The sequence below is a fragment of the Catellatospora sp. KI3 genome (assembly GCF_029948125.1).
Classification (GTDB): domain Bacteria; phylum Actinomycetota; class Actinomycetes; order Mycobacteriales; family Micromonosporaceae; genus Catellatospora.
On the sequence record NZ_JASAMB010000014.1, the window covers coordinates 45,201 to 67,308 of the forward strand.

A 22,108-nucleotide genomic window follows, 5' to 3' on the forward strand; every position below is an offset into this window, starting at 1 on the left:
TTGACACCATGAGCGACGCCACCAAACTGGCCGCAGCCGCAGGCAGCCCCGACCCCGGCACCGGCCTACGCGCGGTGCTCGCCCTGCGCCGCCTCCTGGAAACCCTCGAAATCCTCCAGGTCGGCAACGCCCGCCGACAAGGCTGGTCCTGGCAGGACATCGCCGACGCACTCGAAGTCAGCCGCCAGGCCGTACACAAGAAACACGCCGGCCGCTGGCCCGACACCGACCGACAGGACACCTGATGCTCGAACGATTCACCACCGCCGCCCGCACCACCGTCCTGAACGCCCGCACCGAAGCCAGACAACTCGGCCACCCCCAGATCGGCACCGAACACCTGCTGCTCGCACTGCTGCAGCCCGGCACCGACATCGCCCACGACGTCCTCACCGCCGCGGGACTGCGCCACGACACCGCCACCGCGGCCGTCACCCGCCTCGTCGGCACCGTCGCACCCTTCGGCCCAGCCGACGTCGCCGCGCTCGAAGCCATCGGCATCGACCTCGACGCCGTACGCGCCCGGCTCGAAGAGACCTTCGGCCGAGGCGCCCTCGACCCCGCACCGCCCAAGCCCCGCCGCGGGCTGTTCGGCCGCCGCACCGAACCCCGCACCGGACGGTTCGGCCCCCGCGCCAAGGTCGTCCTCGAGCTCGCCCTGCGCGAAGCCCTCCGCCTGCACCACAACTACATCGGCACCGAGCACCTGCTGCTGGGCATCATCCGCGAGCAGCAGGGCCTGGCCGCCAAAGTCATCACCGACGCCGGAGTCGACCTGCGCGAACTGCGCCGCAGCACCGAAGCCGCCATCACCGCCAGCGGCCGACCCGCCGCCTGAACGCCCCGCAGCGCAGCGCCGAACCGTCCGTGACTTCGGCGAATGAGCAGCTGGCGGTACCCGGCACCACCACCGGGGCGCGAAAACCCCGCAGCGTGGATTTAAAGACGTTATCGCAGGTCAGAGGCCCTTTGCTGGTGCCATCGGCCAGGCGATGATCATCGGGGGGACAGGTAGGCCTGCCGTCCGCGGCGTGATCCGGGGTAGCGGCACCCAGTCGACGCCCACCATGGCAGGGCAGTCGCAGTCGGCGTCCGCCACGCCCAGTACCGGCTCGCCCGGCGCCACGTCGACGGAGAACACGGCGGTCGGGCCGGACGGGAACGGCAGGTCGCCCAGGTGCCGTACCGCCAGCGCGGTCAGCCCGACCTCCTCGGCGACCTCCCGGACCACCGCCTCCTCGGCGGACTCGCCGTCCGCGATCCCACCGCCGGGCAACGTCCAGTACTCGAGTCCGTCGTGCCGCCCGGAGGGCCCACGGCCGCGCTCCCTGACCATGAGCACGTGCCCGTCACGCACGATCACCGCCGCCGCACGCCGCTTCGGCGCGGCGTCGCCGTCCGCCCGGTCGGATCGATCCGGTTCCTGACGGCTTCCACGGGTCCGCCAGCGTCGCTGTGCTTCGGCGTTGCACTCCGCGCAGGGCCGGAGCCGACCGGTCTCCTGGTCGGTCTGGCGTGGATGGACGCAGCTGCGGGCCTTGCCGCGCTTGCGCGCCTGGTTCTCGGCCGCGGTGATCTGCCGCAGATGGCTCGGCTCGATGCACGGGGGGTTGTCGCAGAGGTGGTCGATCACCAGGGTGGGGTCCACCTCGCCGACGAAGGCGGCATAGGCGGCCACGTGCGCTGAGGCCGAGACGCTGATCTTCTGGTACGCACGACGATCTTTGCCGAAGCCCTGGAACTCCAGGCAGCCGGAAGGGGTGCGTACGGCTCGGCTGAGCAGATGGGTGCGAAGCGTCTCGGGCGTGAAGTGTCGAGCGAGCCGCGGCACGTTGGGGACCATCAGCGGTTTGTAGCACCGGCTTCCGACAAGTTTTGAGGCGATCTTGGCGACCAACCATAACTGTCATTATGGTGTTGGCGATTTATGAGTGGGGTTCTCGTTGTGGAGGGTGTTTTTGGATTGTTGGATTACTGGTAATGGCAATTAGGTAATGGCGGAGGCGGGGGTGGGTGGCTGGAGCGGGTCGGTTACGGTGGCGCGGTGTCGGCTGTCGTGGTTTCTGGGGTTTCGGTGCGGCTCGGGTCGCGGACCGTTTTGGACCGGTTGGATCTGGACGTCGGCGACGGTGAGGTCGTCGCGCTGTCAGGGGTGAACGGGACCGGGAAGTCGACGCTGCTGCGGTGCCTGTCGGGGCTGCTCTCCCCCACGGCCGGAACGGTCCGCGTCTGGGGTGCGCCGCCCGACGGCCGGCCCGGTTTCTGGCGCACCGTCGGCTTGGCAGCCGAGGAGCCCGCCTGGTACCCGGGGCTGACCGCGCGCGAGCACCTGGATCTGGTGCGGCTCACCCATGAGCCGCTGCCGGGGCCGTCGGCGTCGGTCGACGAGCTGCTCGACGTGTTCGAGCTGGGCGGGCATGCCGACGCGTCGCCGTTGACGCTGTCGTCGGGTCAGCGGCAGCGGCTTGCGCTGGCGGCGGTGTGGGCGCGTCCTAGTCGGCTGCTGCTGCTCGACGAACCGGAGCAGAAACTGGATCAGCAGTTCCGCGGTGTCCTCGCGGGCATGCTGCGGCAGTACGCCGACGGTGGGGGCACGGTGGTGCTGGCCACGCATGATCCGGTGCTGGCGGCCGCGGCCGGGGCGCGGGTGCTGGCCATGTCCGGCGGGCGGCTGGAGGGTGCGGTGGCGTCGGCATGAGTTCGGTCGGGCAGGTCCGGGCGCTGGTGCGGGCGGCGGGCCGCCGGTCGGGGCGGCCGGGTTGGACGGACTGGTATCTGGTCGCCGCGGCGATCGTGGTGGGGTCGCTGCTGGCTGGCGGTCCGCTGGCGGACGTGCTGGGGCAGGCGGTGGCGCCGCTGCCGGCGTACCGGGCGGCCGCGCTGGTGTCGCTGGTGGTCGCGGGGTGTGCCGCGCTGCTGGCGGTGGCCGGTGCGGTGGGGCCGGTGGCGGTGCCGCCCGCTGACGCGTACTGGCTGGTGCTGTCGCCGTTGGACCGGCGTGCGGTGCTGGCGCGTGCCGTGGCTGCCGTGGGGGTGGTCGCGGCGGTCGCCGGGGTCCTGGCCGGGGTGGCGGTGCGGCGGGTGGCGGGCCTGCCCGCGTACGGGTGGGGTCCGGTCGGAGTGGCCGCGGCGGCGGGTGCGGCGGTGTGCGTGTGCGTGGCCGGGGCGGCGGTGCTCGCGCAGGCGGCCGGGGCCGGGGCGGTCGTGCGGCGTGCGGCCGCGGGGGTGGGTGTCGCGGCGGTGGCGTGCGGGTTGGCGGCCGCGCTGCGGCCTGCCTGGCCGGGCTGGTCGCCGGTGGTGCCGCCGACGCCGGTGTCGGTGTCGGCGGTGGCGGCGGCGTTGCTGGTGTCCGGGCTGGTGTGGTGGCGGCTGGCCGTCTTCCCGGCCGGTGCGGTGCTCTCGGCGTCGGTGCGGTGGGGTGTGGTGACCGACGCGGCGGTCGGGTTGGAGCCGTCGTTCGTGGCGCGGATCGTCGAGGACGGCTTCTGGCGCGGCCGGCGGCTGCGGTCGCGGCCGTGGCCGGGCTGGTTGCCGCCGTGGGCGGCACCGGCGTGGCAGGACTGGCGGATGCTGGGGCGTCGGCCGTACCGGCTGGTGGTGTCGCTGGTCACCGCGGCGCTGCCAGCGGTCGTGGCGGTCGCCGCCGGGGGCGCCGGGCTGCTGGTGGCGGTGGTGCTGCTGGCCGGGGCGGTGTCGGCGGCGAGCGCCGGTGCGTCTGGGGTACGGCGTGATGCGGGCAGTGCGGTGCTGGGGCGGCTGTTCGGGGTGGGTGGTGCGGCGGTGTCCGGGGCGCGGCTGGTGCTGCCGGGGGTGTTGGCGGTGGGGTGGCTGGTGGCGGCTTCGGTGGTGCTGCTGCTGGCGGGGGTGTGGGTGTCGTGGTGGTGGCTGCTGGTGGCGGTGGCGGCGGGTCCGGTGCTGGCGGTGGGTGTGCTGCGGTTGGCGGGGCGGGGTTGGGTCGATCACGCGTCGGTGCCGGTGGTGATGCCGATGTCGGGGTCGTGGATTCCGACGGGCTGGATCGTGTGGTGGGTGACGGGTTGGGATGTGGTGGTGGCCGGTGGGCTGCCGTCGGTGTGGGTGTGGTCGGGTGGGCCGGGTGGCTGGGTGGTTCCGGCGGCGGTGCAGGTGGTGGTGGGTGGTGTGGTGGTGTGGGGTTGGCTTCGGCGCCGGTGAGGGCGGGTCTGTTCGCAGGTTCTCTGCAGGCGCGGTTGTTGCGGTGCGCGGGCGTGGCGGGGATGCGCCACGATGGTGACCTGGTCATCGGCGTACCACCGAAAGGCGTCTGGGATGGTTTTCAAGAAGCTGCTCGCCGGGTTGGGTTTCGGCGGGGTGGAGGTCGACACGGTGCTGTCGCCGCAGTCTGTGGTGGCCGGGGGTGTGCTGGTCGGGCAGGTGAATCTGCGGGCGAAGTCGGAGACCGACATCACGGGGGTCACGCTGCTGCTGGTGGCGTCGTCGGCTGGTGGTGAGGCGGAGTTGGCGCGGTGGCAGGTGGCTGGTGGTCTGCGGGTGGCTTCGGGTGAGGTGCGGTCGCTGCCGTTCTCGGTGCCGGTGCCGCTGACGGTGCCGTTCTCGGTGCTGTACGGGCAGGTGCTGCCCGGGGTGGGTGTCGGGGTGCGGACGCAGGTGTCGGTGGCGGCGGGTAGTGCCAAGGGTGACTTCGACCCGGTGCGGGTGGATGCTTCGCCGGTGCAGCAGCAGGTGGTGGACGCGTTGGGCACGATCGGGTGCCGGTTTGTGCGCAATGAGCTGCGGCCGGGTGCGTTCCAGGGGTTGCCGGTGCCGTTCGCGCAGGCGTTGACGTTCTTCGCGCCGGTGCCGGAGGGGCAGCCGGTGGGGCCGCACATTCCGCAGTTGACGTTCACGTTCTCGGTGGTCGACGCGACGGTGCTGGTGCTGGCGGAGTTGGCGTCGCGGCCGGGTGCCGCCGACCGGTATCACCTGTCCCCCGCCGAGGTGGACCGGTTGACCGCTGAGGGTGGCTGGGTCGCGGAGGTGGACCGGTGGGTGACTGCGGCGTTGGCGCGGTTGTCGCAGCCGGGGCAGGCCGCGCCGGGTGCGTTCCTGCAGCAGCCGCCGCAGCCGTACGGCCGCCAGCCGGGGTATGGGCAGCAGGGTCATGGCCGTCCGGGTTATGCCTATGGCGGTCACGGGTTCGGCGGTTACCAGTACGGCGGCTATCGCGGTCGGCCGAGTGCGGCGGGGGCGGTCGCGGCGGGGGTGGGTGGTGCGGCGCTGGGGTTCCTGGGCGGCATGGTGATCGGTGACATGATCGGTGACGCGTTCGAACCGGATGTGGCGGACGCGTCGGGTTTCGACGATCCGGGTGCGGCGGATGTGGCCGATTACGGCTCGGGTGCCGCGGAGGTGGACTATGCCGGGTTCGACGGCGGCGGGTTCGACGATTTCGGTGGCGGGGACTTCGGCGGCGGCGATTTCTGACCGCCGCGCCGTCGGGGGGTGCCGGTTTGCGGCACTCCCCTCTTCGTGTCAGCTGCCGAGGACCTGGTCGACGACGGGCTGGTAGCGGGCGGTGTCGTCGGTGGTGGGCAGTCCGGCGCGGTGGCGGCCCGTGGTGGTGGCGATGCGGTACATGAGGGCGCGGATGGCCAGTTGCCGCCAGTGGGGCCGGTGCTGGTGCCCGGTGTGCAGGTCGGCGGGTGCGTCGTGCCAGGTGATGGCGTCGGTGACGGCGACGGCGAGGGCCCAGTCGGCGGGGCGGTGGTAGACGGGCCAGTCGATGACGGCCGGTGGCAGCCCGGGGGCGAACAGGACGTTGCCGAGCAGGTCGCCGTGTACGGGTTGGCTGGGCAGGTCGATGGGGTGCCGGGCGGCGGCGAGCTGGTGCAGGAGTTCGGTCATGGGGCCGGTGGCGGGCAGGGGTTGTTCGTCGAAGGCGATGTGGTCGCCGTGGGTCCACGGGTCGTCGCGGTGGTCGAGGAACTCCGGTCGTGGCAGGTGCGCGAGGGCTTGGTGCAGGTGCTGGCCGGCGGTGAGGGTTTCGTGGACGCGGCGGGGGTCGGGGTGGCCGGGTAGGTGGCGGTTGGCTTGCCAGCCGTGGTGGGTCCAGTGGCCGTCGGCGGCGGGTATGGGCCGGGCCAGGCGCAGTTGCGGTGTGTCGGGGATGGCGGCGAGGGTGGTGGCGGTCCATTCGTGTTCGGCGGGTAGTCCGGCGGGTTTGAGCACGATGGTGCCGGACAGCCAGGTGTGGCCTTGGCCGCCGGGTAGTGGCGTGGGTGGTGCGGTGGCGCCGAACGCGGCCAGGACGTGTGGTGGTGGGTGCATGTGGTGATGGGATCGTGTCGGTGCGGTGCGGGTCTACCGGGTTTCGGCCGCCGGGGCGCCTGTGGCGTGGGCGTCCCGGCGGCCGGGGGTCAGGAGGTGGCTTTCTCGGCGGCGGCTACGGCGTTGCGGAACAGCATCGCGACGGTGGTGGGTCCGACGCCGCCGACGCGGGGGGTGATGGCGCCGGCGACGTGGGCGCAGGCTTCGTCGACGTCGGGCAGGATGCGGCGGCCTTCGTAGCGGACGCCGCCGCCGATGACGACGGCGCCGGGTTTGACGTGTTCGGGCTGGATGATGCCGGGTACGCCGGCGGCGGCGACGAGGATGTCTGCGCGGCGGGTGTAGCGGGGCCAGTCTTTGACGCCGGTGTGGACGACGGTGACGGCGGCGTCGGCGGTGGGGCGTTTCTGGGCGAGGAGCATGGCCAGGGGGCGGCCGAGGGTGGCGCCGCGGCCGAGGATGACGACTTCGCGTCCGGCGATGGGGATCTGGTGGTGGGCCAGGAGCGCTTCGATGCCGGCGGGGGTGCATGGCAGCGGTCCGGGTATGCCGAGGGCGAGGCGGCCCATGTTGACCGGGTGCATGCCGTCGACGTCCTTGTCGGGGTCCATGGCGGCGAGGGCGGCGTTGTAGTCGAGGTGGCCGGGGATGGGGTACTGGATGAGCATGCCGTGTACGGCGGGGTCGTCGTTGTAGGCGGCGACGGCGGCTTCGACCTGCGCCTGGGTGGCGTCGGCGGGCAGGTGGGTGTGCGGGGATGCGAAGCCCAGGGCGGTGGCCTGCTGCTGTTTGATGCGGATGTAGCCGGCGCTGGCGTCGTCGTCGCCGACGAGGATGGTGGCGAGGCTGGGGGTGGTGCCGCGGGCGGTGAGGGCGGCGGCGCGGGCGGCGGTGTCGGTGTTGACGGCTTCGGCGACGGGTCCGCCGGGCAGGAGCCGGGCGGTGGCGGTGTCGGGCATGGTGCGTCCTGTCGTGCGGGCGCCCAGGCGGTCGGCTTCCGCGAGAGGCTCCCCGGTGGTCGGTTCCACCCTGTGCCGCCAGTCGCTGTCGGGTGCCAGCCTATCGGGTTGTGCGGTTGCGTTCGGGGCGCGGGTTGTTCACCATCGCCTGGTGGGTGACCGTCCGATTCCCGATTTCTCCGTCAAGCCGACTTTGATCGGGCAGCGGGTGCTGCTGCGGCCGTTCCAGGATTCGGATTTCGACGGTCTGCGTGCGGCGCTGCGCGATCCGGAGGCGGCGCGGCTGACGGGCAGTGTGACCAGTTCGCAGGCGGTGGTGCTGGCGCAGGATCCGACGCGGGAGCGGCGGCTGCGGGAGTGGTATTCGACCCGCAACGCCCAGACCGACCGGCTGGATCTGGCGGTGGTGGACGTGGCCGGCGGTGCGTGTGTCGGGGAGGTGGTGTTGAACAAGTGGGATCCGGACAACCTGTGCTGCAATTTCCGGACGCTGATCGGCCCGGGTGGTCGTGACCGGGGGTTGGGTACGGAGGCGATCCGGATGTTCATCGGGTACGGCTTCGAGCAGCTGCACCTGCACCGGATCTCGTTGGAGGTGTTCGCGTTCAATCCGCGGGCGCGGCGGGTGTACGAGAAGGTCGGTTTCGTGGCGGAGGGGGTGCTGCGTGATGCGCTGCGGTTCGACGGCCGGTGGGTGGACGCGACGGTGATGTCGGTGCTGGCGCCGGAGTGGGCCCGGCATCGGGGCCGTCCTTAGCCGAGGATGTGCTGCGCTTCGGCGGTGACCTGCGGTGACGCCAGCGGCGCCCAGGTGGTGAACAGGTGGTGCAGGTAGCGGCCGTGGCGGGTGGCGGTGTCGGGGGACTGCTCGCAGACGTCGAGTTCGTTGACGATGGTCAGGTCGACGAGTTCGCGCAGGGTGGGTGCGGGTGGGTGGTGGCTGGTGCCGGTGAACCGGTCGTGCCAGGTGCCGGTGGCGGCGAGGTTCGGCCAGGTGGCTTCGCGCAGGCAGGCGCCGTAGTCGTAGACGAGCTGCTCGGCGTCGGCGCCGATGGTGGTGCGCAGCAGGTCGCGTTCGGTGGTGGCCAGCAGCGGGTGGGCGAAGCCGTCGGTGCCGTATGCGGCGTGGGTGAGGCCGGCGACGGCGACGTGCGGGGCGAGGCCGAGGGCGAGCAGCCGGTCGTGGACGCGCAGCAGGTGGGTGTGGAGGGTGCCGCCGGGGTGGTCGAGGTGGTGTGCGCCCCGGTGGTGCAGCAGCGTCAGGGCGGGCTGCGGTGCCGTCATGGGGTGACGGTAGGCGCGGGCGGGGGTCGGGGCCAGGGGGCTGTGTCCGATGTCATCGGCGGGTGGGGCCGGTTCTAGGATGGCCGTTATGACCTTGAGCAAACCGATTGTTGAGTTCCCTGAGGGTGCTCCGCCGACCGAGCTGGAGATCACCGACCTGGTGGTGGGTGACGGGCAGCAGGCCGGTGCCGGCGACCATGTGGTGGTGCACTACGTGGGGGTGTCGTTCTCGACGGGTGAGGAGTTCGACGCGTCGTGGAACCGCGGTTCCACGTTCGATTTCCGGTTGGGTCGCGGGCAGGTCATCGCCGGCTGGGACCAGGGTGTGGCCGGGATGCGGGTCGGTGGCCGGCGCAAGCTGGTGATCCCGTCGAAGCTGGGTTACGGCGAGCGCGGCGCGGGTCGGGCGATCAAGCCCGGCGAGACGTTGATCTTCGTGGTGGACCTGGTGGACATCATCCCGTGATCGGATGAGGCCTGAGGTTGTCGCGGTGGACCTCGACGGGACGCTGCTGGGCACCGGTGGGGTGCTGTCGGCGCGTACGGTCGCGGCGTTGCGGCTGGTCCGGGCGGGTGGGGCCCGTGTCGTCGTGGTCACCGCCCGCCCGCCGCGGTTCGTGGACCGGCTGGTCGGGCACGCGGGTGTGGACGGGGTGTCGGTGTGTGCCAACGGCGCGGTCGTGTACGACCGGGCGGCGGGGGTGCATGAGGTGGTGGGGCCGCTGCCGGTGGCGGTGGCGCGCCGGTGTGCCGAGGTGGTGGACGCGGTGCTGCCGGGGGCGGCGTTCGCGGTGGAGACGGGCCGGCGGGTGCTGTGCGGTCCGGGTTTCCGGCGGCTGTTCCGCGGTGATCCGCAGCGGGTCGACGTCGGTTCGCGGGAGGAGTTGTGGGCGGCGGCGGAGTCGGTGGTGAAGCTGCTGGTGTGGTCGCCGGCGCATGAGGATGCCGTGGACGTGGCGTGGGAGGTGCTGTCGGCGGCGCTGCCGCTGGTGGAGTGCACCCATTCGGGTGGGCGGGGGCTGCTGGAGGTCAGCGCCGCGGGGGTGACGAAGGCGGCGACGCTGGCGGCGGTGTGCGCCGGCTGGGGTGTGGACGCGGGCCGGGTGGTGGCGTTCGGGGACATGCCCAACGATCTGCCGATGCTGGCGTGGGCGGGGACGGCGTATGCGGTCGCCAACGCGCATCCGCGGGTGCTGGCGCAGGTGGCGCGGCATACGGCCGGCAATGACGACGACGGGGTGGCGCTGGTGCTGGAGCGGCTCTACGGGTGAGCGGCCAGTAGGTGTTCGCGGCCGAACATGGCGGCGGCCTGCCGGGCGGAGGGGTTGCCGGCGTCGGGGTCGGCGCCGGCGGCCAGCAGCACCTGTACGACTTCGGTGTGGCCTTTGAACACGGCTCCGGCCAGTGGGGTCTGCTCGCGGTCGTTGGCGAGGTCGGGGGTGGCGCCGTGGGCGAGCAGCGCGGCGACGGTCGCGGGGTGGCCGTGGTAGGCGGCGAGCATGAGCAGGGTGTCGCCGCGGCCGTTGGCGAGGTCGGGGGGTGTCCCGGTGTTCAGGTGGGCGGTGAGGGCGGCGGTGTCGCCGTCGCGGGCCAGGGTGAACGTGGTGGGGGCTGGTCCGGGGTCGTGGCTCACGCGGTTCAGCATCGCCGGTGGGGGGCCGGGTGGGCTACCGCGTGCGTGCGGGGTGTGGTGACGGGCCGGTAGCCGCGGAGACTGGCTGAAAACGGTCGGGATCTACCTAGACTGGGATGCATGGAGCTGTCATTGGCGGAGCAACTGGTTCTGCTCAGTTATGACGACGTGTCGGGGCGGCCGCTGCTGAACACGGCTCAGCTCGACTGCGGTGTGCAGGGCGCGATCCTGCTGACGCTGTCGTACGCGGGCAAGGTGGTCTTGAACCACGGCCATCTCGAGGTGAGCGATCCGGTGCCGACCGGTGATCCGGTGCTGGACGCGTCGCTGGCCCGGGTCGCGGCGGAGACGACCCGCTACCACACGCCGGACTGGTGGATCTACCACCTGTCCAGTCCGCGGCACCGGGAGGCGCTGCTGGAGCGGCTCGTCGACCGGGGGGTGATGGTCCGGGAGGACCATGCGGTGCTGGGGGTGTTCCACCGGCGCCGCTACCCGGAGCGGGACACGGTGGTGGAGAAGGAGCTGGTGGGGCATCTGCGGCAGGTCGTCAACCGGATGGCGGCACCGGACCGGCAGTCGGTGAGCCTGCTGGCGCTGGTCCATACGCTGCTGCTGGACCGGCACCTGTTCCCGGAGATGAACCGGGACGATCTGCGGCACCGGATCACGGAGCTGACCGAGGGCGAGTGGTGCGGCCCGGCGGTGGCCAAGGTGGTGTACGCGATGAACATGGCGGTGCTGGCCGCGATCACGGGCGGGGCCGCGTCGTCGCCGACGGCGGCCGTGTCGGCCACCTGAGCGGGTGTCGCCCGGCGCGGGTGAGGCCGGACACGGTGCGCGGGCCGGGCGCGGGTTCTAGCGTGACGGCATGCAGGGAATCCCCCACGCCGGCACGGCACTGGCCGACACGTACCGGGCGTTCGCGACCCGGGAATGCGCCGGCGTCTCCCCCGCCTACGAGCACCTGTGCCTGGGTGTCGCCGGCGACGCCGAGATCCTGGCGCTGATCGGGCAGCTGCCGCTGCCGCGGCGCCAACCGAACCTGCTGCTGGGTGTGGTGCGGCTGCTCGGCGGCCCGACCGGCGGCTATCTGGCGATGCGGGCGTGGCTGGTGGCGCACTGGGACGCGGTGCGGGCGCAGATGCTGGCCCGCACGACGCAGACCAACGAGGCGGGGCGTACGGCGGTGCTGCTGCCGGTGCTGGCGGGGCTGCCGCAGCCGCTGGCGCTGCTGGAGGTCGGCGCGTCGGCGGGCCTGTGCCTGTACCCGGACCGGTACGCGTTCTCCTACGACGGCGCCGCCCCGTTCGGCGACCCGGCGGGGCCGGTCATCGACTGCGCCACGGCCGGCCCGGTGCCGGTGCCGGACCGGGTGCCGCGGGTGGTGTGGCGGGCCGGGGTCGACCTGAACCCGCTGGACGTCACCGACCCCGGCGATGTGGCGTGGCTGCGGGCGCTGATCTGGCCGGAGCACACCGCCCGCCGCGACCGGCTGGCCGCCGCGGCGGCGATCGCGGCGGCCGACCCGCCGCTGCTGGTCCGCGCCGACCTCAACGACGCCGTCGCGGACCTGGCGGCCCGGGCGCCGGCGGGTGCGACGCTGGTGGTGTTCCACACCGCGGTGCTGGCCTATCTGAGCCCCGCCGACCGGGACCGGTTCTGCGCGACGATGACCGGCCTGGTCGCGGCCAGGCCGGGCACGGTGTGGCTGTCGAACGAGGCCCCGGGGGTGCTGCCGGCCGTGACCGCGCGGCTGCCGGTGCCGGTCCCGCCGGGCCGGACGGTGCTGGCCCGCGACGGGCGGCCGGTCGCGTTCGGGATGCCGCACGGGCAGGGGCTGACCTGGCTGGGCTGACCTGTGTCAGCGGCACCAGACGTCGACGAGCTGCACCGCGTTGTTGGCGAAGCCGCCGCGGTTCCAGTCCTGCCCGAGCGGCTGGGCGGCGCCGGTGGCGTCGTGGGCGCGGGCGGTGAGCTGGTGGCGGCCCGGTGCGGCGGCCCACCGGTGGGTGAAGCGCCGCCACGCCCACCGGTGCCCGGTGTCGGGTTCGAGTTCGGCCCGCGCCCACGTGTCGCCGCCGTCGGCGCTGACCTCGACCGACACCAGCGGCGCCTGCCCGGACCACGCGCGGCCTTCGAGCAGGTGCTCGCCGGCGTCGACGACGCGGGCGCGGGACATGAAGTCGGGGAACCCGGGCGGCACGAGCAGGGCCCGGGGCCGGATCCGGGTGACCGGGTCGCCGTCGTCGCCGGGCTGCTGGCGCAGCCGGTACGCGACGGCGTTCTGGTAGCCGGTGAACGGGGCGGCGGTGACGGTGACGTCGCGCAGCCATTTGACGTGGGCCATGCCGTACCAGCCGGGTGCGACCAGCCGCACCGGGTGGCCGTGCTGCGGCGGCAGCGGCTGCCCGTTCATCGCGTACGCGACCAGCACCTCCGGCGCCGTCGCGTCGGCCAGGGACAGGCTGCGCTGGTAGTCCTGTTCGACGCCGCGTTCGATGCCGTGGTCGGCGCCGGTGAACACGACGTCGGCGGCGCCCGGGTCGGCGCCGGCGTCGGCGAGCAGGTCACGCAGCGGCACCCCGGTCCATTCGGCGGTGCCGACGGCTTCGACCAGCCACGGCTGGCTGACCGGCCGGGGGTGCAGGCGGGCGCGGCCGTTGCCGGCGCACTCCATCGTGACCCGTACCGTGCTCGCGGGCCGGGCCCGCAGGTCGGCCATGGTCAGGGTCAGCGGCCGGGCGACCTGCCCGCCGATGCTCAGCTGCCAGGCGGCGTCGTCGGTGAGCGGGATGTCGTAGTGGATGAGCAGGTAGTGCAGGCCCGGCGGGGTGAGGTCGTAGCGCAGCGCCTCCAGCGGGATGCCGTGGTTGCGGGCGGCCAGGGCCAGTTCCTCGGCGGAGATGGCTTCGCCGTCGGCGGCGACCCGGCCGGGGCGGCTGATCTGGTCGAGGTTCATCGCTGTCCCCTGTCACGTGTGCGGTGCGTGCCGTTCCAGCTTCGCATCCGGGCGGGCACGGGCGCGCCCCCGGTCCGGGAGCCGGACCGGGGGCGCGGGAGGGCGGGCGGGTCAGGCGCTGCGGCGGCGACGCCGTACGGGCTTGTCGTCGTCGGCGACGAAGGTGCGGGTCAGCGCCATCGCGGCGATGATGCCCAGCACCGCGAACGCGAGCTGCACCCCGAGGGTGGCCCAGCTCCAGTGCAGGTGCAGGCCGATCCAGTCCCAGTCCCAGCGGGCCTGGGCGTTGTCGTCCCAGCCCAGGCGCCGTGACGCCCAGCCGCCCAGCAGCGCGGCGATGACGCCGACCGCGGCGGTGGCGACGGCGCCGATGTTCTGCCGGCCGGGCAGGACCAGGCGGCCGAGGGTGCCGATGAGGATTCCTATCAGGAGCGCGGAGAGGATACCGGTAGCCGTCATGGGCCGCATCTACCCGCGGTGCGGGGTGTTAATCCTCGCCGCGGCACCGGTTTCGGCGACGGCGGGGCCGAAACCCGGTCGCGGCGGGCGGCCCGGTGGCGGTAGGAATGTCGCCGTGTTCAAGTTCCCGCGTACGCCGCACCTGACCGGCTCCCGGCTGCAGCCCGGCGACGAGGACCTCGCCCAGGTGCCGCTGTCGGCGCTGCGCGGGGTGAGCGTGGTGGTGTGCGAGAAACTCGACGGCGCCAACGCGGGCGTCTCCTTCGACGCCGACGGGCGGCTGCGGCTGCAGTCGCGGGGCCACTACCTGTCCGGCGGGCCCCGTGAACAGCAGTTCACGCTGTTCAAGTCATGGGCGGCGACGCTCGCGCCGCTGCTGCGCCCGCGGCTGGGCGACCGGTACGTGTGCTACGGCGAGTGGCTGTACGCCAAGCACACCGTCTTCTACGACGCGCTGCCGCACTACTTCTGCGAGTTCGACATCCTCGACACCGCCACCGGCCGGTTCCTGGACACCGCGGGCCGGCGGGAGCTGCTCGCCGGGGTGCCGGTCGTGTCGGCGCCGGTCCTGGCCGAGCGGGTGCTCGGGTCGGCGGCGCAGGTCGCGGCGCTGGTGGGGCCGTCGACGTGCCGTACCCCCGGGTGGCGTGACGCGCTCGCGCGGGCCGCCGCCGACGCCGGCGTCGACCCGGTGACCGCCGCGGCCGAGTCCGACGCCTCCGACCGGATGGAGGGCGTCTACCTGAAGGTCGAGCAGGACGGGCACGTGGTGGCCCGGTACAAGTGGGTGCGGCCCAGTTTCGCCACGGCGGTGGCCGACTCCGGTTCGCACTGGGCCGACCGGCCGATCGTCGCCAACCGGCTCGCCGACCCGGGAGCGCTGTATGCGGGTCTTTGACCGGCTGTGCCCGGCCGGACCCGGCTGGGACCTCGACTGGGACGCGGTCTGCGACCGGTTCGGCTGGGTACGCCGGATGGCCGGCGTCGGCGACGGCGCGCGGCACACCCGGCTGGCCGCCCAGGCCCTGGCCGGGCTGCCCGGATGGCGGGCGCGGCCCCGGGCCGAGCAGGTGCGGCTGTTCGCGGCGGTGCTGCTGCGCGACGTCGCCGGACCCGACTGCGCCGCGGTCGAGGACGGGCGGGTGCGGTTCGTCGGGCATGCGCGCCGCGGCGACCTGCTGGCCCGGCGGATCCTGTGGGAGCTGGGGGCGCCGCCGGACTGGCGGGAGCACGTGGCGGCGCTGGTGGGCCACCACCAGGTGCCGCAGTCGGCGATGGACCGGCCCGACCTGGAGCGGACGGTGCTGCGGGTGTCGCTGCTGGCCCGCAACGACGACCTGGCGCTGCTCGCCGAGGCCGGTGCGCGGGGCCGCGGCGGCGAGCTGGAGCAGGTGGGCCTGTTCCGGGAGTACTGCGCGGAGCTGGGGGTGCTGGAGGGGCCGTGGCCGTTCGCGTCCGACCACGCCCGGTTCCAGTACTTCCGGACCCCGGGCCGCGACCCGGGCTATGCCGCCTATGACGACACCCGGTCGGTGGTGACGGTGATGTCGGGCCTGCCCGGGGTCGGCAAGGACACGTGGATCGCCGCGAACCGGCCCGGGGCGGCGGTGGTGAGCCTGGACGAGCTGCGGGCGCGGCTCGGGGTGGCGCCGGCCGGCGACCAGGGGCCGGTCGTGGCCGCGGCGTACGCGCGGGCCCGGGAGCTGCTGCGTGCCGGGCAGCCGCTGGTGTGGAACGCCACCAACGTGTCGCGCCAGACCCGGGACCTGTGCGTGGGGCTGGCCGCGTCGTACCGGGCGCGGGTGGAGATCGCGGCCCTGGAGGCGCCGCCGGCGGTCGTGCGGGCCCGCAACAGCGGCCGGGCCGCGGCGGTGCCCGCGGCGGCGTGGGAGCGGATGCTGGGCCGCTGGCAGGCCCCGGACGTGACCGAAGCCCATGCCGTGCACCGGATCGAGACCGCGCGACGTGAACCGATACAGGAATGATGGATCACTTCACGTGGTCCTCAGGGGTGCGGTGGCCTACAGTGGGCGAGTGATCGAGTCGCAGAGGGTTACCGGCGCACTACACATTGCTGCCGAAAGGGCCCAAACCTGCGGTTTCTTCTTCGACTTCGACGGCACCCTGTCGACCATCCAGACCGACCCCTCCGCCGTCACCCCGGTCCCCGGAGCCGTAGAGGCCATCGCCGACCTCGCCCCCCTCGTCCACACCACCGCCATCGTCTCCGGCCGCCCCGTCAGCTTCCTGCGACGCCACTTCGCCGGACTACCCGTACACCTCTACGGCCTCTACGGCATGGAATCAGCCGACCAGCACGGCACCATCTGGACCGACCCCGAAGTCATCCCCTGGATCCCCGCCATCGACACCGTCGCCCGCCAGGCCATGGCCGACCTCGACCCCAACATCCTCGTCGAACACAAACGACTCTCCGTCGCCCTGCACTACCGCACCGCACCCCACCTGCGCGAACACATCGAACAATGGGGACACGCCAAAGCCGCCGAATACGGCCTCACCGCCCTGCCCGGCCGCATGGTCGTCGAACTCAAACCCCCCGTCCGCCGCGACAAAGGCGACGTCATCACCGCCACCACCACCGACCTCACCTGCGCCTGGTACTTCGGCGACGACCTCGGCGACCTACCCGCCCTGCACGTACTCGACCGGCGCACCCACACCGACCCCGACTTCGCCGCCTTCCGCGTCGGCATCCACAACCCCGAAACCGGCGACCAGGTCGCCGACTGGGTCGACCTCGTCCTGGACAGCCCCACCGACCTCGTACCCCTGCTGCGGCTCGCCGCCCGCGCGATCTCCACCGTACGCACCCGATGATCGACACCATATGATGCGTCGATGACCGACCAACCCGTCGCGCTCGTCACCGCGGGCGGCGGCGCCATCGGCGCCGCCTACGCACGACACCTCGCCGCCCGCGGCTACCACCCCGTCATCGCCGACCTCGACCCCGACGCCGCCACCGCCGTCGCCCACACCGTCGGCGGCACCGCCCACACCCTCGACGTCAGCGACCGCGACGCCAACCTCGCCCTCATCGACACCATCCTCGACCGGCACGGCCGCCTCGACCTGCTCTGCCTGCACGCCGGCGTCGCCACCGGACAACGCGCCACCGAACCACTCGACCTGCCCCGCTACCGCCGCGCCGTCTCGGTCAACATCGACGGCGTCGTCTACGGCATCGACGCCGCCCTACCCGCCCTGTCCGTACGCGGCGGCCACATCATCGTCACCTCCACCCTCGCCGCCATCGACCCCAGCCGCGCCAACCCCCTCTACACCCTCACCAAATCCGCCGTCCTCGGCTTCGTCCGCGCCCTGGCCAACCCCCTGCAACCCCGCCACATCACCATCAACGCCCTCTGCCCCGGCTTCGTCGACACCCCCATGCTCGACGCCCTCCGCCCCACCCTCGCCGAACAGGGCTACCCCCTCATCACCCCCGACGACGTCGCCACCGCCATGGACCACGTCATCGACACCGGCACCACCGGCGGCGCCTGGGCACTCATCCCCGGCCAGCCACCCCTGCGCTACGACTACCCGCCCCTGCCGCCCTCGCTCATGCCCGACGGCAGCCCCGCCCCCGAACTCAGACTCCCCCCACCACTCATGCCCACCGGCACCCCCCAACCCCGGGGTTGATCCACCCCACGACGGGGTACGACACCCGTATGCCCGACAGTGTCATGGTCTTCGCCCCATCGCCGCAGCTCACCGTCACCATCGAGAAAAACGGCGACGACGACGAGATCCACCTCCACGCCGGCGGCCAAGGCGTCTGGGTCGCCCGCATGATCCGATCCCTCGGCGTACCCGTCCGGCTCGTCTCCGCCTTCGGCGACGAAACCGGACACGTCGTACGCACCCTCATCACCGCCGAAGGCCTCGAACTCGCCGCCACCGACACCACCGGCGGCAACGGCGCCTACGTCCACGACCGACGCGACGGCCAACGCAACGAACTCGCCCAAGCCCCCGGCCACACCCTGTCCCGCCACGAACAGGACGAGCTCTACGGACTCGCCCTCGCCGAAGGACTACGCGCCCGCGTATGCGTCCTCGCCGGCGTCGCCGACCCCCGCGTCCTGCCCCCCGACACCTACCGGCGCCTCGCCACCGACCTGCGCCGCAACGGCGCCCTCGTCATCGCCGACCTGTCCGGCGACTACCTCGACGCAGCGCTCGCCGGCGGCCTCGACGTCCTCAAGGTCTCCCACGAAGAACTCCTGCGCGACGGCCGCGCCACCGACGACACCACCCCCACCCTGCTCACCGCCCTACGGCAACTGCAGACCGACGGCGCCGCCGCCATCGTCCTCAGCCGCGCCGACCAACCCGCACTCGCCCTCCTCGACCAGCGACTACACCAGGTCAAACTCCCCCGCCTCGAACCCGCCGACCACCGCGGCGCCGGCGACTCCATGACCGCAGGCCTCGCCGCCGTCCTCGCCCAAGGCGGCGACCTGCGCACCGCCGTACGCACCGGCGCCGCCGCAGGCGCCCTCAACGTCACCCGCCACGGCCTGGGCACCGGCAACGCCGACGCCATCACCCGCTTCCTCGACACCGTCGAACTCACCGACCTACCCGACGAGCCCGCCACCGGACACCACCCCGACAGCGGACACACCACCCCGCAAGAACTCGCCGGAAAGGTCAAAACCGTATGAACCGCACACTCATCACCAACGACGACGGCATCGACGCCCCCGGCCTGCACCGCCTCGCCGCCACCGCCGCCGACCACGGACTCGACGTCATCATCGCCGCACCCGCCCGCGACTCCAGCGGCGCCAGCGCCGCCATGAGCGCCGTCGCCAAAGACGGCCGCATCATCGTCGAAGAACGCGTCCTACCCGGCCTACCCGGCATCCCCGCCTACGCCGTCACCGGCACACCCGCACTCGCCGCCCTACTCGCCGGCAACGGCGCCTTCGGCGACCCACCCCAACTCGTCCTGTCCGGCATCAACCGCGGCGCCAACGCAGGCCACGCCGTCCTGCACTCCGGCACCGTCGGCGCCGCCCTCACCGCCGCCGCCAACGGCTGCCGCGGCCTCGCCGTATCCCTGGCCATCACCGACGAAGACGACACCGACCGCCACTGGGACTCCGCCGCCCGGCTCGCCCTGGCACTGATACCCGTACTGGGCGACCTACCCGACAGCACCATCCTCAACCTCAACGTCCCCGACCGCCCCACCAGCGACATCAACGGCCTCTGCCGCGCCCGCTTCGGCCGCTTCGGCCAAGTCCAGATGCGCATCGCCGAACGCGGCACCGGCTACATCCGCACCGCCCTCGAAGACACCGGCGCCCACCTCGAACCCGGCACCGACATGGCCCTGCTCGCCGACGGCTACGCCACCGTCACACCCATCCAGCCGCTCGGCGAAGCACCAGTCCAACTACCCGGACTCGCCCACCTGCTCGCCACCGCCGGCTGAACCCCCGCCGGCACCGCATCCGGTCGCGGCGGCGGCCACGGACGAGCCGCCACCGCGACCGGCGACGGCAGCGGACTCGGCGCCGGAGTCGGCACCCCCGCGCCCGGCACGACCGCCAGCACCACCACAGCGGTCAGCGGCACCCACAGCACACACCCATCCTCGCGCGCCCAGCCGCCCGCCCGCCGCAAAAGCCGGATTCCGCCCCCCGCCGCACCGAGCTTGGGAGGATGAGAACAACCAGCCCCGCGCCGCAGGGGGAACGCAGATGACCGACCCCACCGAACAGTTCTTCACCGAACTGGTCGCCCATGGCCGCCACCCGCTCCTGCAGACCACCACCGGCACCATCCGCTTCGACGTGACCGGCACCGGCCGCACCGAACACTGGCACGCCCGCATCGACAAAGGCCACGTCCAGGTCACCCGCGGCGACGACACCGCCGACTGCGTCGTACGCGTCGAACGCGCCCTCTTCGACGGCATCGTCACCGGACACGTCAACACCATGGCCGCCACCCTGCGCGGCCAGGTCGAAGTCGAAGGCGAACTGCACCTCATCGTCATGCTGCAACGGCTCTTCCCCGGCCGCCCCACCCCGCAACCCGCCCACACCGGCAGCCGGAGGCAACCCCGATGAGCATCGGCAGCGTACGAACCCTCGACGGCAACACCTTCGTCGTCAGCGACACCCGCGGCGACATCGAAGCACACCCCGACGAACCCACCGGCCTGTTCTCCTGGGACACCCGCTTCCTGTCCCGCTGGATCCTCACCGTCAACGGCAAGCGGCTCACCCCGCTGTCAACCGACGACCTGCACTACTTCGAAACCCGGTTCTTCCTCGTCCCCGCCACCGGCACCGTCTACGTCGACGCCACCCTGTCGGTCATCCGCCGCCGCGCCGTCATCGACGGCCTACGCGAAACCCTCACCATCCTCAACCACGCCGGACAACCCGCCGACCTGACCGTACGCATCGACGCCGGATCCGACTTCGCCGACCTGTTCGAAGTCAAGGACCACCTCAAGAAGAAAGGCAAGTACTACACCCGCATCACCGACAACCAGCTGCTGCTCGGCTACGAACGCGAGACGTTCCGCCGCGAGACCCTCATCGTCACCGACGGCGCCACCCTCGACGACCAGGGCCTCACCTACACCGTCCACCTCGACCCCCACGGCACCTGGACCACCGACATCCAGGTCTCCCACAGCATGTGGGGCTGGGCCGAACACCAGCGCGTCGTCTCCAACCAGCAGCAGGCACACTCCCGCCGCGGCATGGAGGAAGACCTCGCCGCCTGGATGGAGGACGCCCCCAAACTCGAATGCGACTGGGAACCGCTCAAACACACCTACCGGCGCAGCCTCATCGACCTCGCCGCCCTGCGCTTCGCCCCCATGACCTCCGGCGTACGCTGCCTACCCGCCGCCGGCCTGCCCTGGTTCATGACCATGTTCGGCCGCGACAGCATCCTCACCAGCCTGCAAGCCCTGCCGTTCGTCCCGTCACTGGCCGCCACCACCCTGCTCGAACTCGGCGCCCGCCAAGGCAGCCGCCTCGACGACTTCCGCGACGAAGACCCCGGCAAGATCCTGCACGAGATGCGCTACGGCGAACTCACCGCCTTCGAGGAACGACCCCACTCCCCCTACTACGGCTCCGCCGACTCCACCCCCCTGTTCCTCATCCTGCTCGACGAGTACGAACGCTGGACCGGCGACACCAGACTCGTCCAGCAGCTCGAGTACGAAGCCCGCGCCGCCCTCAACTGGATCGACGAGTACGCCGACCTCACCGGCACCGGCTACATCTGGTACGAACGCCGCAACCCCGACACCGGCCTGGAGAACCAGTGCTGGAAAGACTCCTGGGACTCCATCTCCTACCGCGACGGCCGCCTGCCCGGCTTCCCCCGCGCCACCTGCGAACTCCAGGGCTACGCCTACGACGCGAAGAAACGCGCCGCCCGGCTCGCCCGCCTCGTCTGGAAGGACCCCGAGCTCGCCGACCGGCTCGAACAGCAGGCCGCCGACCTCAAGGAGCGCTTCAACCGCGACTTCTGGGTCGAGGACGGCCAGTACTACGCCCTGGCCCTCGACGCCGACGGGACCAAGGTCGACACCCTGTCGTCCAACATCGGCCACCTGCTGTGGAGCGGCATCGTCGACCGCGGCCGCGCCAAAGCCGTCGTCGGCCACCTCATGGGACCCCGCCTGTACTCCGGCTGGGGCATCCGCACCCTGGCCGAGGGCGAGGAGCGCTACAACCCCGTCGGCTACCACGTCGGCACCGTCTGGCCGTTCGACAACTCCTTCATCGCCTGGGGCCTGCGCCGGTACGGCTACAAGACCGAAGCCGCCCGGCTGGCCGCCGGCATGCTCGACGCCGCCGAGTACTTCGACGGCCGCCTGCCCGAAGCGTTCTGCGGCTACCCCCGCGACGTCACCAAGTACCCCGTCCCGTACCCCACCGCGTGCAGCCCGCAGGCCTGGTCCACCGGCACGCCGCTGCTGCTGCTCGGCACGATGCTCGGCCTGCAGGCCGTCGGCAACCACCTCGTCGTCGACCCGGCACTGCCCATCGGCATCGGACACCTGGCGCTGCTGGACGTACCGGGCCGGTGGGGCCGCCGCGACGCGTACGGCCGCGGCCGCGTCCAGGTCCGCGCCACCGACCGCCGCAAGCTGCGCCCGCAGCTGTCGGGCCTGGAAGACGTCGTCGCCCGCCGCGAGCAGTGACCCCGGCCCGCTCCGCGCCCGCCGCCCGCACCACGCGGCGATGATCGTCTTCCGTGGTCGTTTCGCCGTCCCCGACCCCGTGTTCTGACCGCAGCCACCGATCGACGCCGCCGCAACGCCCCTTGATCGGCGTCTCCGGACCTCAGCGGCAGACCTCGGGTGGCCGGGCCCCTATATGTCGTCGCCCGAAGGGCGTCCTCATTGGGTTTCCGGGTTGACGTCTTACGACGTCTGACCGTCACCACCTCTACGGCATCCTAGGAATGTGCATGGAGGTGTGGGGGAGGTCGACGGCGCCGTTCCCC

At 72.6% G+C, this 22,108-nt stretch carries 25 protein-coding genes; 18 read left to right on the forward strand and 7 right to left on the reverse strand.

Annotation, left to right across the window (positions count from 1 at the left end; genetic code table 11):
- The first annotated feature begins 8 nt into the window (after positions 1 to 8).
- Together QEZ54_RS21990 and QEZ54_RS21995 are read left to right on the forward strand one after the other, a co-directional pair.
- Positions 9 to 245 (forward strand): HTH domain-containing protein, encoded by a 237-nt coding sequence (locus QEZ54_RS21990; protein ID WP_281306574.1) that lies wholly within the window; start codon positions 9 to 11, stop codon positions 243 to 245.
- On the forward strand, positions 245 to 838 hold the full coding sequence (locus tag QEZ54_RS21995) for a Clp protease N-terminal domain-containing protein (protein WP_281306575.1): 594 nt from the start codon (positions 245 to 247) through the stop codon (positions 836 to 838). The genes QEZ54_RS21990 and QEZ54_RS21995 overlap by 1 nt, the downstream gene beginning before the upstream one ends.
- Positions 839 to 958: 120 nt before the next feature.
- Here QEZ54_RS21995 and QEZ54_RS22000 read toward each other — a convergent pair whose 3' ends face one another.
- Positions 959 to 1,897 (reverse strand): NUDIX domain-containing protein, encoded by a 939-nt coding sequence (locus QEZ54_RS22000; RefSeq protein ID WP_281306576.1) that lies wholly within the window; start codon positions 1,895 to 1,897, stop codon positions 959 to 961.
- A gap of 147 nt (positions 1,898 to 2,044) precedes the next feature.
- Here QEZ54_RS22000 and QEZ54_RS22005 point away from each other — a divergent pair, with 147 nt between their 5' ends.
- The 3 genes from QEZ54_RS22005 to QEZ54_RS22015 all read left to right on the forward strand — a co-directional run bounded on the left by QEZ54_RS22005 (position 2,045) and on the right by QEZ54_RS22015 (position 5,442).
- On the forward strand, positions 2,045 to 2,698 hold the full coding sequence (locus tag QEZ54_RS22005; RefSeq protein ID WP_281306577.1) for an ABC transporter ATP-binding protein: 654 nt from the start codon (positions 2,045 to 2,047) through the stop codon (positions 2,696 to 2,698).
- Positions 2,695 to 4,173, forward strand: coding sequence for a DUF6297 family protein (locus QEZ54_RS22010; protein WP_281306578.1), 1,479 nt, complete (start codon positions 2,695 to 2,697; stop codon positions 4,171 to 4,173). The genes QEZ54_RS22005 and QEZ54_RS22010 overlap by 4 nt, the downstream gene beginning before the upstream one ends.
- A 114-nt stretch (positions 4,174 to 4,287) precedes the next feature.
- The gene (locus QEZ54_RS22015; protein WP_281306579.1) at positions 4,288 to 5,442 is read left to right on the forward strand and encodes a sporulation protein; all 1,155 of its coding nucleotides are present in this window, start codon (positions 4,288 to 4,290) and stop codon (positions 5,440 to 5,442) included.
- A 48-nt stretch (positions 5,443 to 5,490) separates the two neighbouring features.
- Here QEZ54_RS22015 and QEZ54_RS22020 read toward each other — a convergent pair whose 3' ends face one another.
- Together QEZ54_RS22020 and QEZ54_RS22025 are read right to left on the reverse strand one after the other, a co-directional pair.
- Entirely contained in the window at positions 5,491 to 6,285 is a 795-nt protein-coding gene (locus QEZ54_RS22020) for a hypothetical protein (protein WP_281306580.1), read from the reverse strand.
- An 89-nt stretch (positions 6,286 to 6,374) separates the two neighbouring features.
- Positions 6,375 to 7,244, reverse strand: coding sequence for a tetrahydrofolate dehydrogenase/cyclohydrolase catalytic domain-containing protein (locus QEZ54_RS22025; RefSeq protein ID WP_281306581.1), 870 nt, complete (start codon positions 7,242 to 7,244; stop codon positions 6,375 to 6,377).
- A gap of 166 nt (positions 7,245 to 7,410) precedes the next feature.
- Here QEZ54_RS22025 and QEZ54_RS22030 point away from each other — a divergent pair, with 166 nt between their 5' ends.
- On the forward strand, positions 7,411 to 8,001 hold the full coding sequence (locus tag QEZ54_RS22030) for a GNAT family protein (RefSeq protein ID WP_281306705.1): 591 nt from the start codon (positions 7,411 to 7,413) through the stop codon (positions 7,999 to 8,001).
- Here QEZ54_RS22030 and QEZ54_RS22035 read toward each other — a convergent pair.
- Positions 7,998 to 8,528: a DUF6817 domain-containing protein gene (locus QEZ54_RS22035; protein WP_281306582.1), complete on the reverse strand. Its 531-nt coding sequence runs from the start codon at positions 8,526 to 8,528 to the stop codon at positions 7,998 to 8,000. The two genes, QEZ54_RS22030 and QEZ54_RS22035, sit on opposite strands and share 4 nt — an antisense overlap.
- An 88-nt stretch (positions 8,529 to 8,616) precedes the next feature.
- Between QEZ54_RS22035 and QEZ54_RS22040 the strand changes: the two genes are divergently transcribed.
- Both QEZ54_RS22040 and QEZ54_RS22045 read left to right on the forward strand, forming a co-directional pair.
- Complete coding sequence (locus tag QEZ54_RS22040; RefSeq protein WP_281306583.1) at positions 8,617 to 8,994, forward strand: FKBP-type peptidyl-prolyl cis-trans isomerase; 378 nt, start codon at positions 8,617 to 8,619, stop codon at positions 8,992 to 8,994.
- A gap of 4 nt (positions 8,995 to 8,998) precedes the next feature.
- Complete coding sequence (locus QEZ54_RS22045; protein WP_281306584.1) at positions 8,999 to 9,799, forward strand: HAD family hydrolase; 801 nt, start codon at positions 8,999 to 9,001, stop codon at positions 9,797 to 9,799.
- Here the strand turns inward: QEZ54_RS22045 and QEZ54_RS22050 are convergent.
- Positions 9,790 to 10,161, reverse strand: a complete 372-nt coding sequence (locus tag QEZ54_RS22050) for an ankyrin repeat domain-containing protein (protein ID WP_281306585.1) — start codon at positions 10,159 to 10,161, stop codon at positions 9,790 to 9,792. The two genes, QEZ54_RS22045 and QEZ54_RS22050, sit on opposite strands and share 10 nt — an antisense overlap.
- Positions 10,162 to 10,281: 120 nt before the next feature.
- On the opposite strand from QEZ54_RS22050, the gene QEZ54_RS22055 reads away from it, so the two are divergent.
- Positions 10,282 to 10,962: a GPP34 family phosphoprotein gene (locus tag QEZ54_RS22055; RefSeq protein ID WP_281306586.1), complete on the forward strand. Its 681-nt coding sequence runs from the start codon at positions 10,282 to 10,284 to the stop codon at positions 10,960 to 10,962.
- Between the two features lie 70 nt (positions 10,963 to 11,032).
- The gene (locus tag QEZ54_RS22060; protein WP_281306587.1) at positions 11,033 to 12,019 is read left to right on the forward strand and encodes a DUF2332 domain-containing protein; all 987 of its coding nucleotides are present in this window, start codon (positions 11,033 to 11,035) and stop codon (positions 12,017 to 12,019) included.
- A gap of 6 nt (positions 12,020 to 12,025) precedes the next feature.
- Here QEZ54_RS22060 and QEZ54_RS22065 read toward each other — a convergent pair whose 3' ends face one another.
- Together QEZ54_RS22065 and QEZ54_RS22070 are read right to left on the reverse strand one after the other, a co-directional pair.
- Entirely contained in the window at positions 12,026 to 13,123 is a 1,098-nt protein-coding gene (locus QEZ54_RS22065) for a sulfite oxidase (RefSeq protein WP_281306588.1), read from the reverse strand.
- Between the two features lie 111 nt (positions 13,124 to 13,234).
- Positions 13,235 to 13,582 (reverse strand): hypothetical protein, encoded by a 348-nt coding sequence (locus QEZ54_RS22070; RefSeq protein ID WP_281306589.1) that lies wholly within the window; start codon positions 13,580 to 13,582, stop codon positions 13,235 to 13,237.
- 115 nt (positions 13,583 to 13,697) lie between these two features.
- Here QEZ54_RS22070 and QEZ54_RS22075 point away from each other — a divergent pair, with 115 nt between their 5' ends.
- The 8 genes from QEZ54_RS22075 to QEZ54_RS22110 all read left to right on the forward strand — a co-directional run bounded on the left by QEZ54_RS22075 (position 13,698) and on the right by QEZ54_RS22110 (position 21,803).
- Positions 13,698 to 14,480 carry an RNA ligase family protein gene (locus QEZ54_RS22075; RefSeq protein WP_281306590.1) on the forward strand — a complete coding sequence of 261 codons (783 nt, stop codon included), beginning with the start codon at positions 13,698 to 13,700 and terminating at the stop codon, positions 14,478 to 14,480.
- Complete coding sequence (locus QEZ54_RS22080) at positions 14,467 to 15,567, forward strand: ATP-binding protein (RefSeq protein ID WP_281306591.1); 1,101 nt, start codon at positions 14,467 to 14,469, stop codon at positions 15,565 to 15,567. The genes QEZ54_RS22075 and QEZ54_RS22080 overlap by 14 nt, the downstream gene beginning before the upstream one ends.
- A 49-nt stretch (positions 15,568 to 15,616) precedes the next feature.
- On the forward strand, positions 15,617 to 16,423 hold the full coding sequence (gene otsB, locus QEZ54_RS22085; protein WP_281306592.1) for a trehalose-phosphatase: 807 nt from the start codon (positions 15,617 to 15,619) through the stop codon (positions 16,421 to 16,423).
- A 21-nt stretch (positions 16,424 to 16,444) separates the two neighbouring features.
- On the forward strand, positions 16,445 to 17,254 hold the full coding sequence (locus QEZ54_RS22090) for an SDR family NAD(P)-dependent oxidoreductase (protein WP_281306593.1): 810 nt from the start codon (positions 16,445 to 16,447) through the stop codon (positions 17,252 to 17,254).
- Positions 17,255 to 17,283: 29 nt separating this feature from the next.
- A complete protein-coding gene (locus tag QEZ54_RS22095) occupies positions 17,284 to 18,282 on the forward strand; it encodes a PfkB family carbohydrate kinase (RefSeq protein WP_281306594.1) in 999 nt (332 codons plus the stop codon).
- A complete protein-coding gene (locus QEZ54_RS22100; RefSeq protein ID WP_281306595.1) occupies positions 18,279 to 19,058 on the forward strand; it encodes a 5'/3'-nucleotidase SurE in 780 nt (259 codons plus the stop codon). The genes QEZ54_RS22095 and QEZ54_RS22100 overlap by 4 nt, the downstream gene beginning before the upstream one ends.
- 268 nt (positions 19,059 to 19,326) lie before the next feature.
- Entirely contained in the window at positions 19,327 to 19,698 is a 372-nt protein-coding gene (locus tag QEZ54_RS22105) for an SCP2 sterol-binding domain-containing protein (protein WP_281306596.1), read from the forward strand.
- Positions 19,695 to 21,803, forward strand: coding sequence for a glycogen debranching N-terminal domain-containing protein (locus tag QEZ54_RS22110; RefSeq protein ID WP_281306597.1), 2,109 nt, complete (start codon positions 19,695 to 19,697; stop codon positions 21,801 to 21,803). Before QEZ54_RS22105 ends, QEZ54_RS22110 begins: the two co-directional genes overlap by 4 nt.
- Positions 21,804 to 22,108 lie beyond the last annotated feature (305 nt).

Coding starts and splice junctions, on each gene's coding strand:
- QEZ54_RS21990 (WP_281306574.1), top strand. CDS start 9: ATGAGCGACGCCACCAAACTGGCCGCAGCCGCAGGCAGCCCCGACCCC.
- QEZ54_RS21995 (WP_281306575.1), top strand. CDS start 245: ATGCTCGAACGATTCACCACCGCCGCCCGCACCACCGTCCTGAACGCC.
- QEZ54_RS22010 (WP_281306578.1), top strand. CDS start 2,695: ATGAGTTCGGTCGGGCAGGTCCGGGCGCTGGTGCGGGCGGCGGGCCGC.
- QEZ54_RS22015 (WP_281306579.1), top strand. CDS start 4,288: ATGGTTTTCAAGAAGCTGCTCGCCGGGTTGGGTTTCGGCGGGGTGGAG.
- QEZ54_RS22020 (WP_281306580.1), bottom strand. CDS start 6,285: ATGCACCCACCACCACACGTCCTGGCCGCGTTCGGCGCCACCGCACCA.
- QEZ54_RS22025 (WP_281306581.1), bottom strand. CDS start 7,244: ATGCCCGACACCGCCACCGCCCGGCTCCTGCCCGGCGGACCCGTCGCC.
- QEZ54_RS22035 (WP_281306582.1), bottom strand. CDS start 8,528: ATGACGGCACCGCAGCCCGCCCTGACGCTGCTGCACCACCGGGGCGCA.
- QEZ54_RS22040 (WP_281306583.1), top strand. CDS start 8,617: ATGACCTTGAGCAAACCGATTGTTGAGTTCCCTGAGGGTGCTCCGCCG.
- QEZ54_RS22045 (WP_281306584.1), top strand. CDS start 8,999: ATGAGGCCTGAGGTTGTCGCGGTGGACCTCGACGGGACGCTGCTGGGC.
- QEZ54_RS22055 (WP_281306586.1), top strand. CDS start 10,282: ATGGAGCTGTCATTGGCGGAGCAACTGGTTCTGCTCAGTTATGACGAC.
- QEZ54_RS22060 (WP_281306587.1), top strand. CDS start 11,033: ATGCAGGGAATCCCCCACGCCGGCACGGCACTGGCCGACACGTACCGG.
- QEZ54_RS22065 (WP_281306588.1), bottom strand. CDS start 13,123: ATGAACCTCGACCAGATCAGCCGCCCCGGCCGGGTCGCCGCCGACGGC.
- QEZ54_RS22070 (WP_281306589.1), bottom strand. CDS start 13,582: ATGACGGCTACCGGTATCCTCTCCGCGCTCCTGATAGGAATCCTCATC.
- QEZ54_RS22080 (WP_281306591.1), top strand. CDS start 14,467: ATGCGGGTCTTTGACCGGCTGTGCCCGGCCGGACCCGGCTGGGACCTC.
- QEZ54_RS22090 (WP_281306593.1), top strand. CDS start 16,445: ATGACCGACCAACCCGTCGCGCTCGTCACCGCGGGCGGCGGCGCCATC.
- QEZ54_RS22095 (WP_281306594.1), top strand. CDS start 17,284: ATGCCCGACAGTGTCATGGTCTTCGCCCCATCGCCGCAGCTCACCGTC.
- QEZ54_RS22100 (WP_281306595.1), top strand. CDS start 18,279: ATGAACCGCACACTCATCACCAACGACGACGGCATCGACGCCCCCGGC.
- QEZ54_RS22105 (WP_281306596.1), top strand. CDS start 19,327: ATGACCGACCCCACCGAACAGTTCTTCACCGAACTGGTCGCCCATGGC.
- QEZ54_RS22110 (WP_281306597.1), top strand. CDS start 19,695: ATGAGCATCGGCAGCGTACGAACCCTCGACGGCAACACCTTCGTCGTC.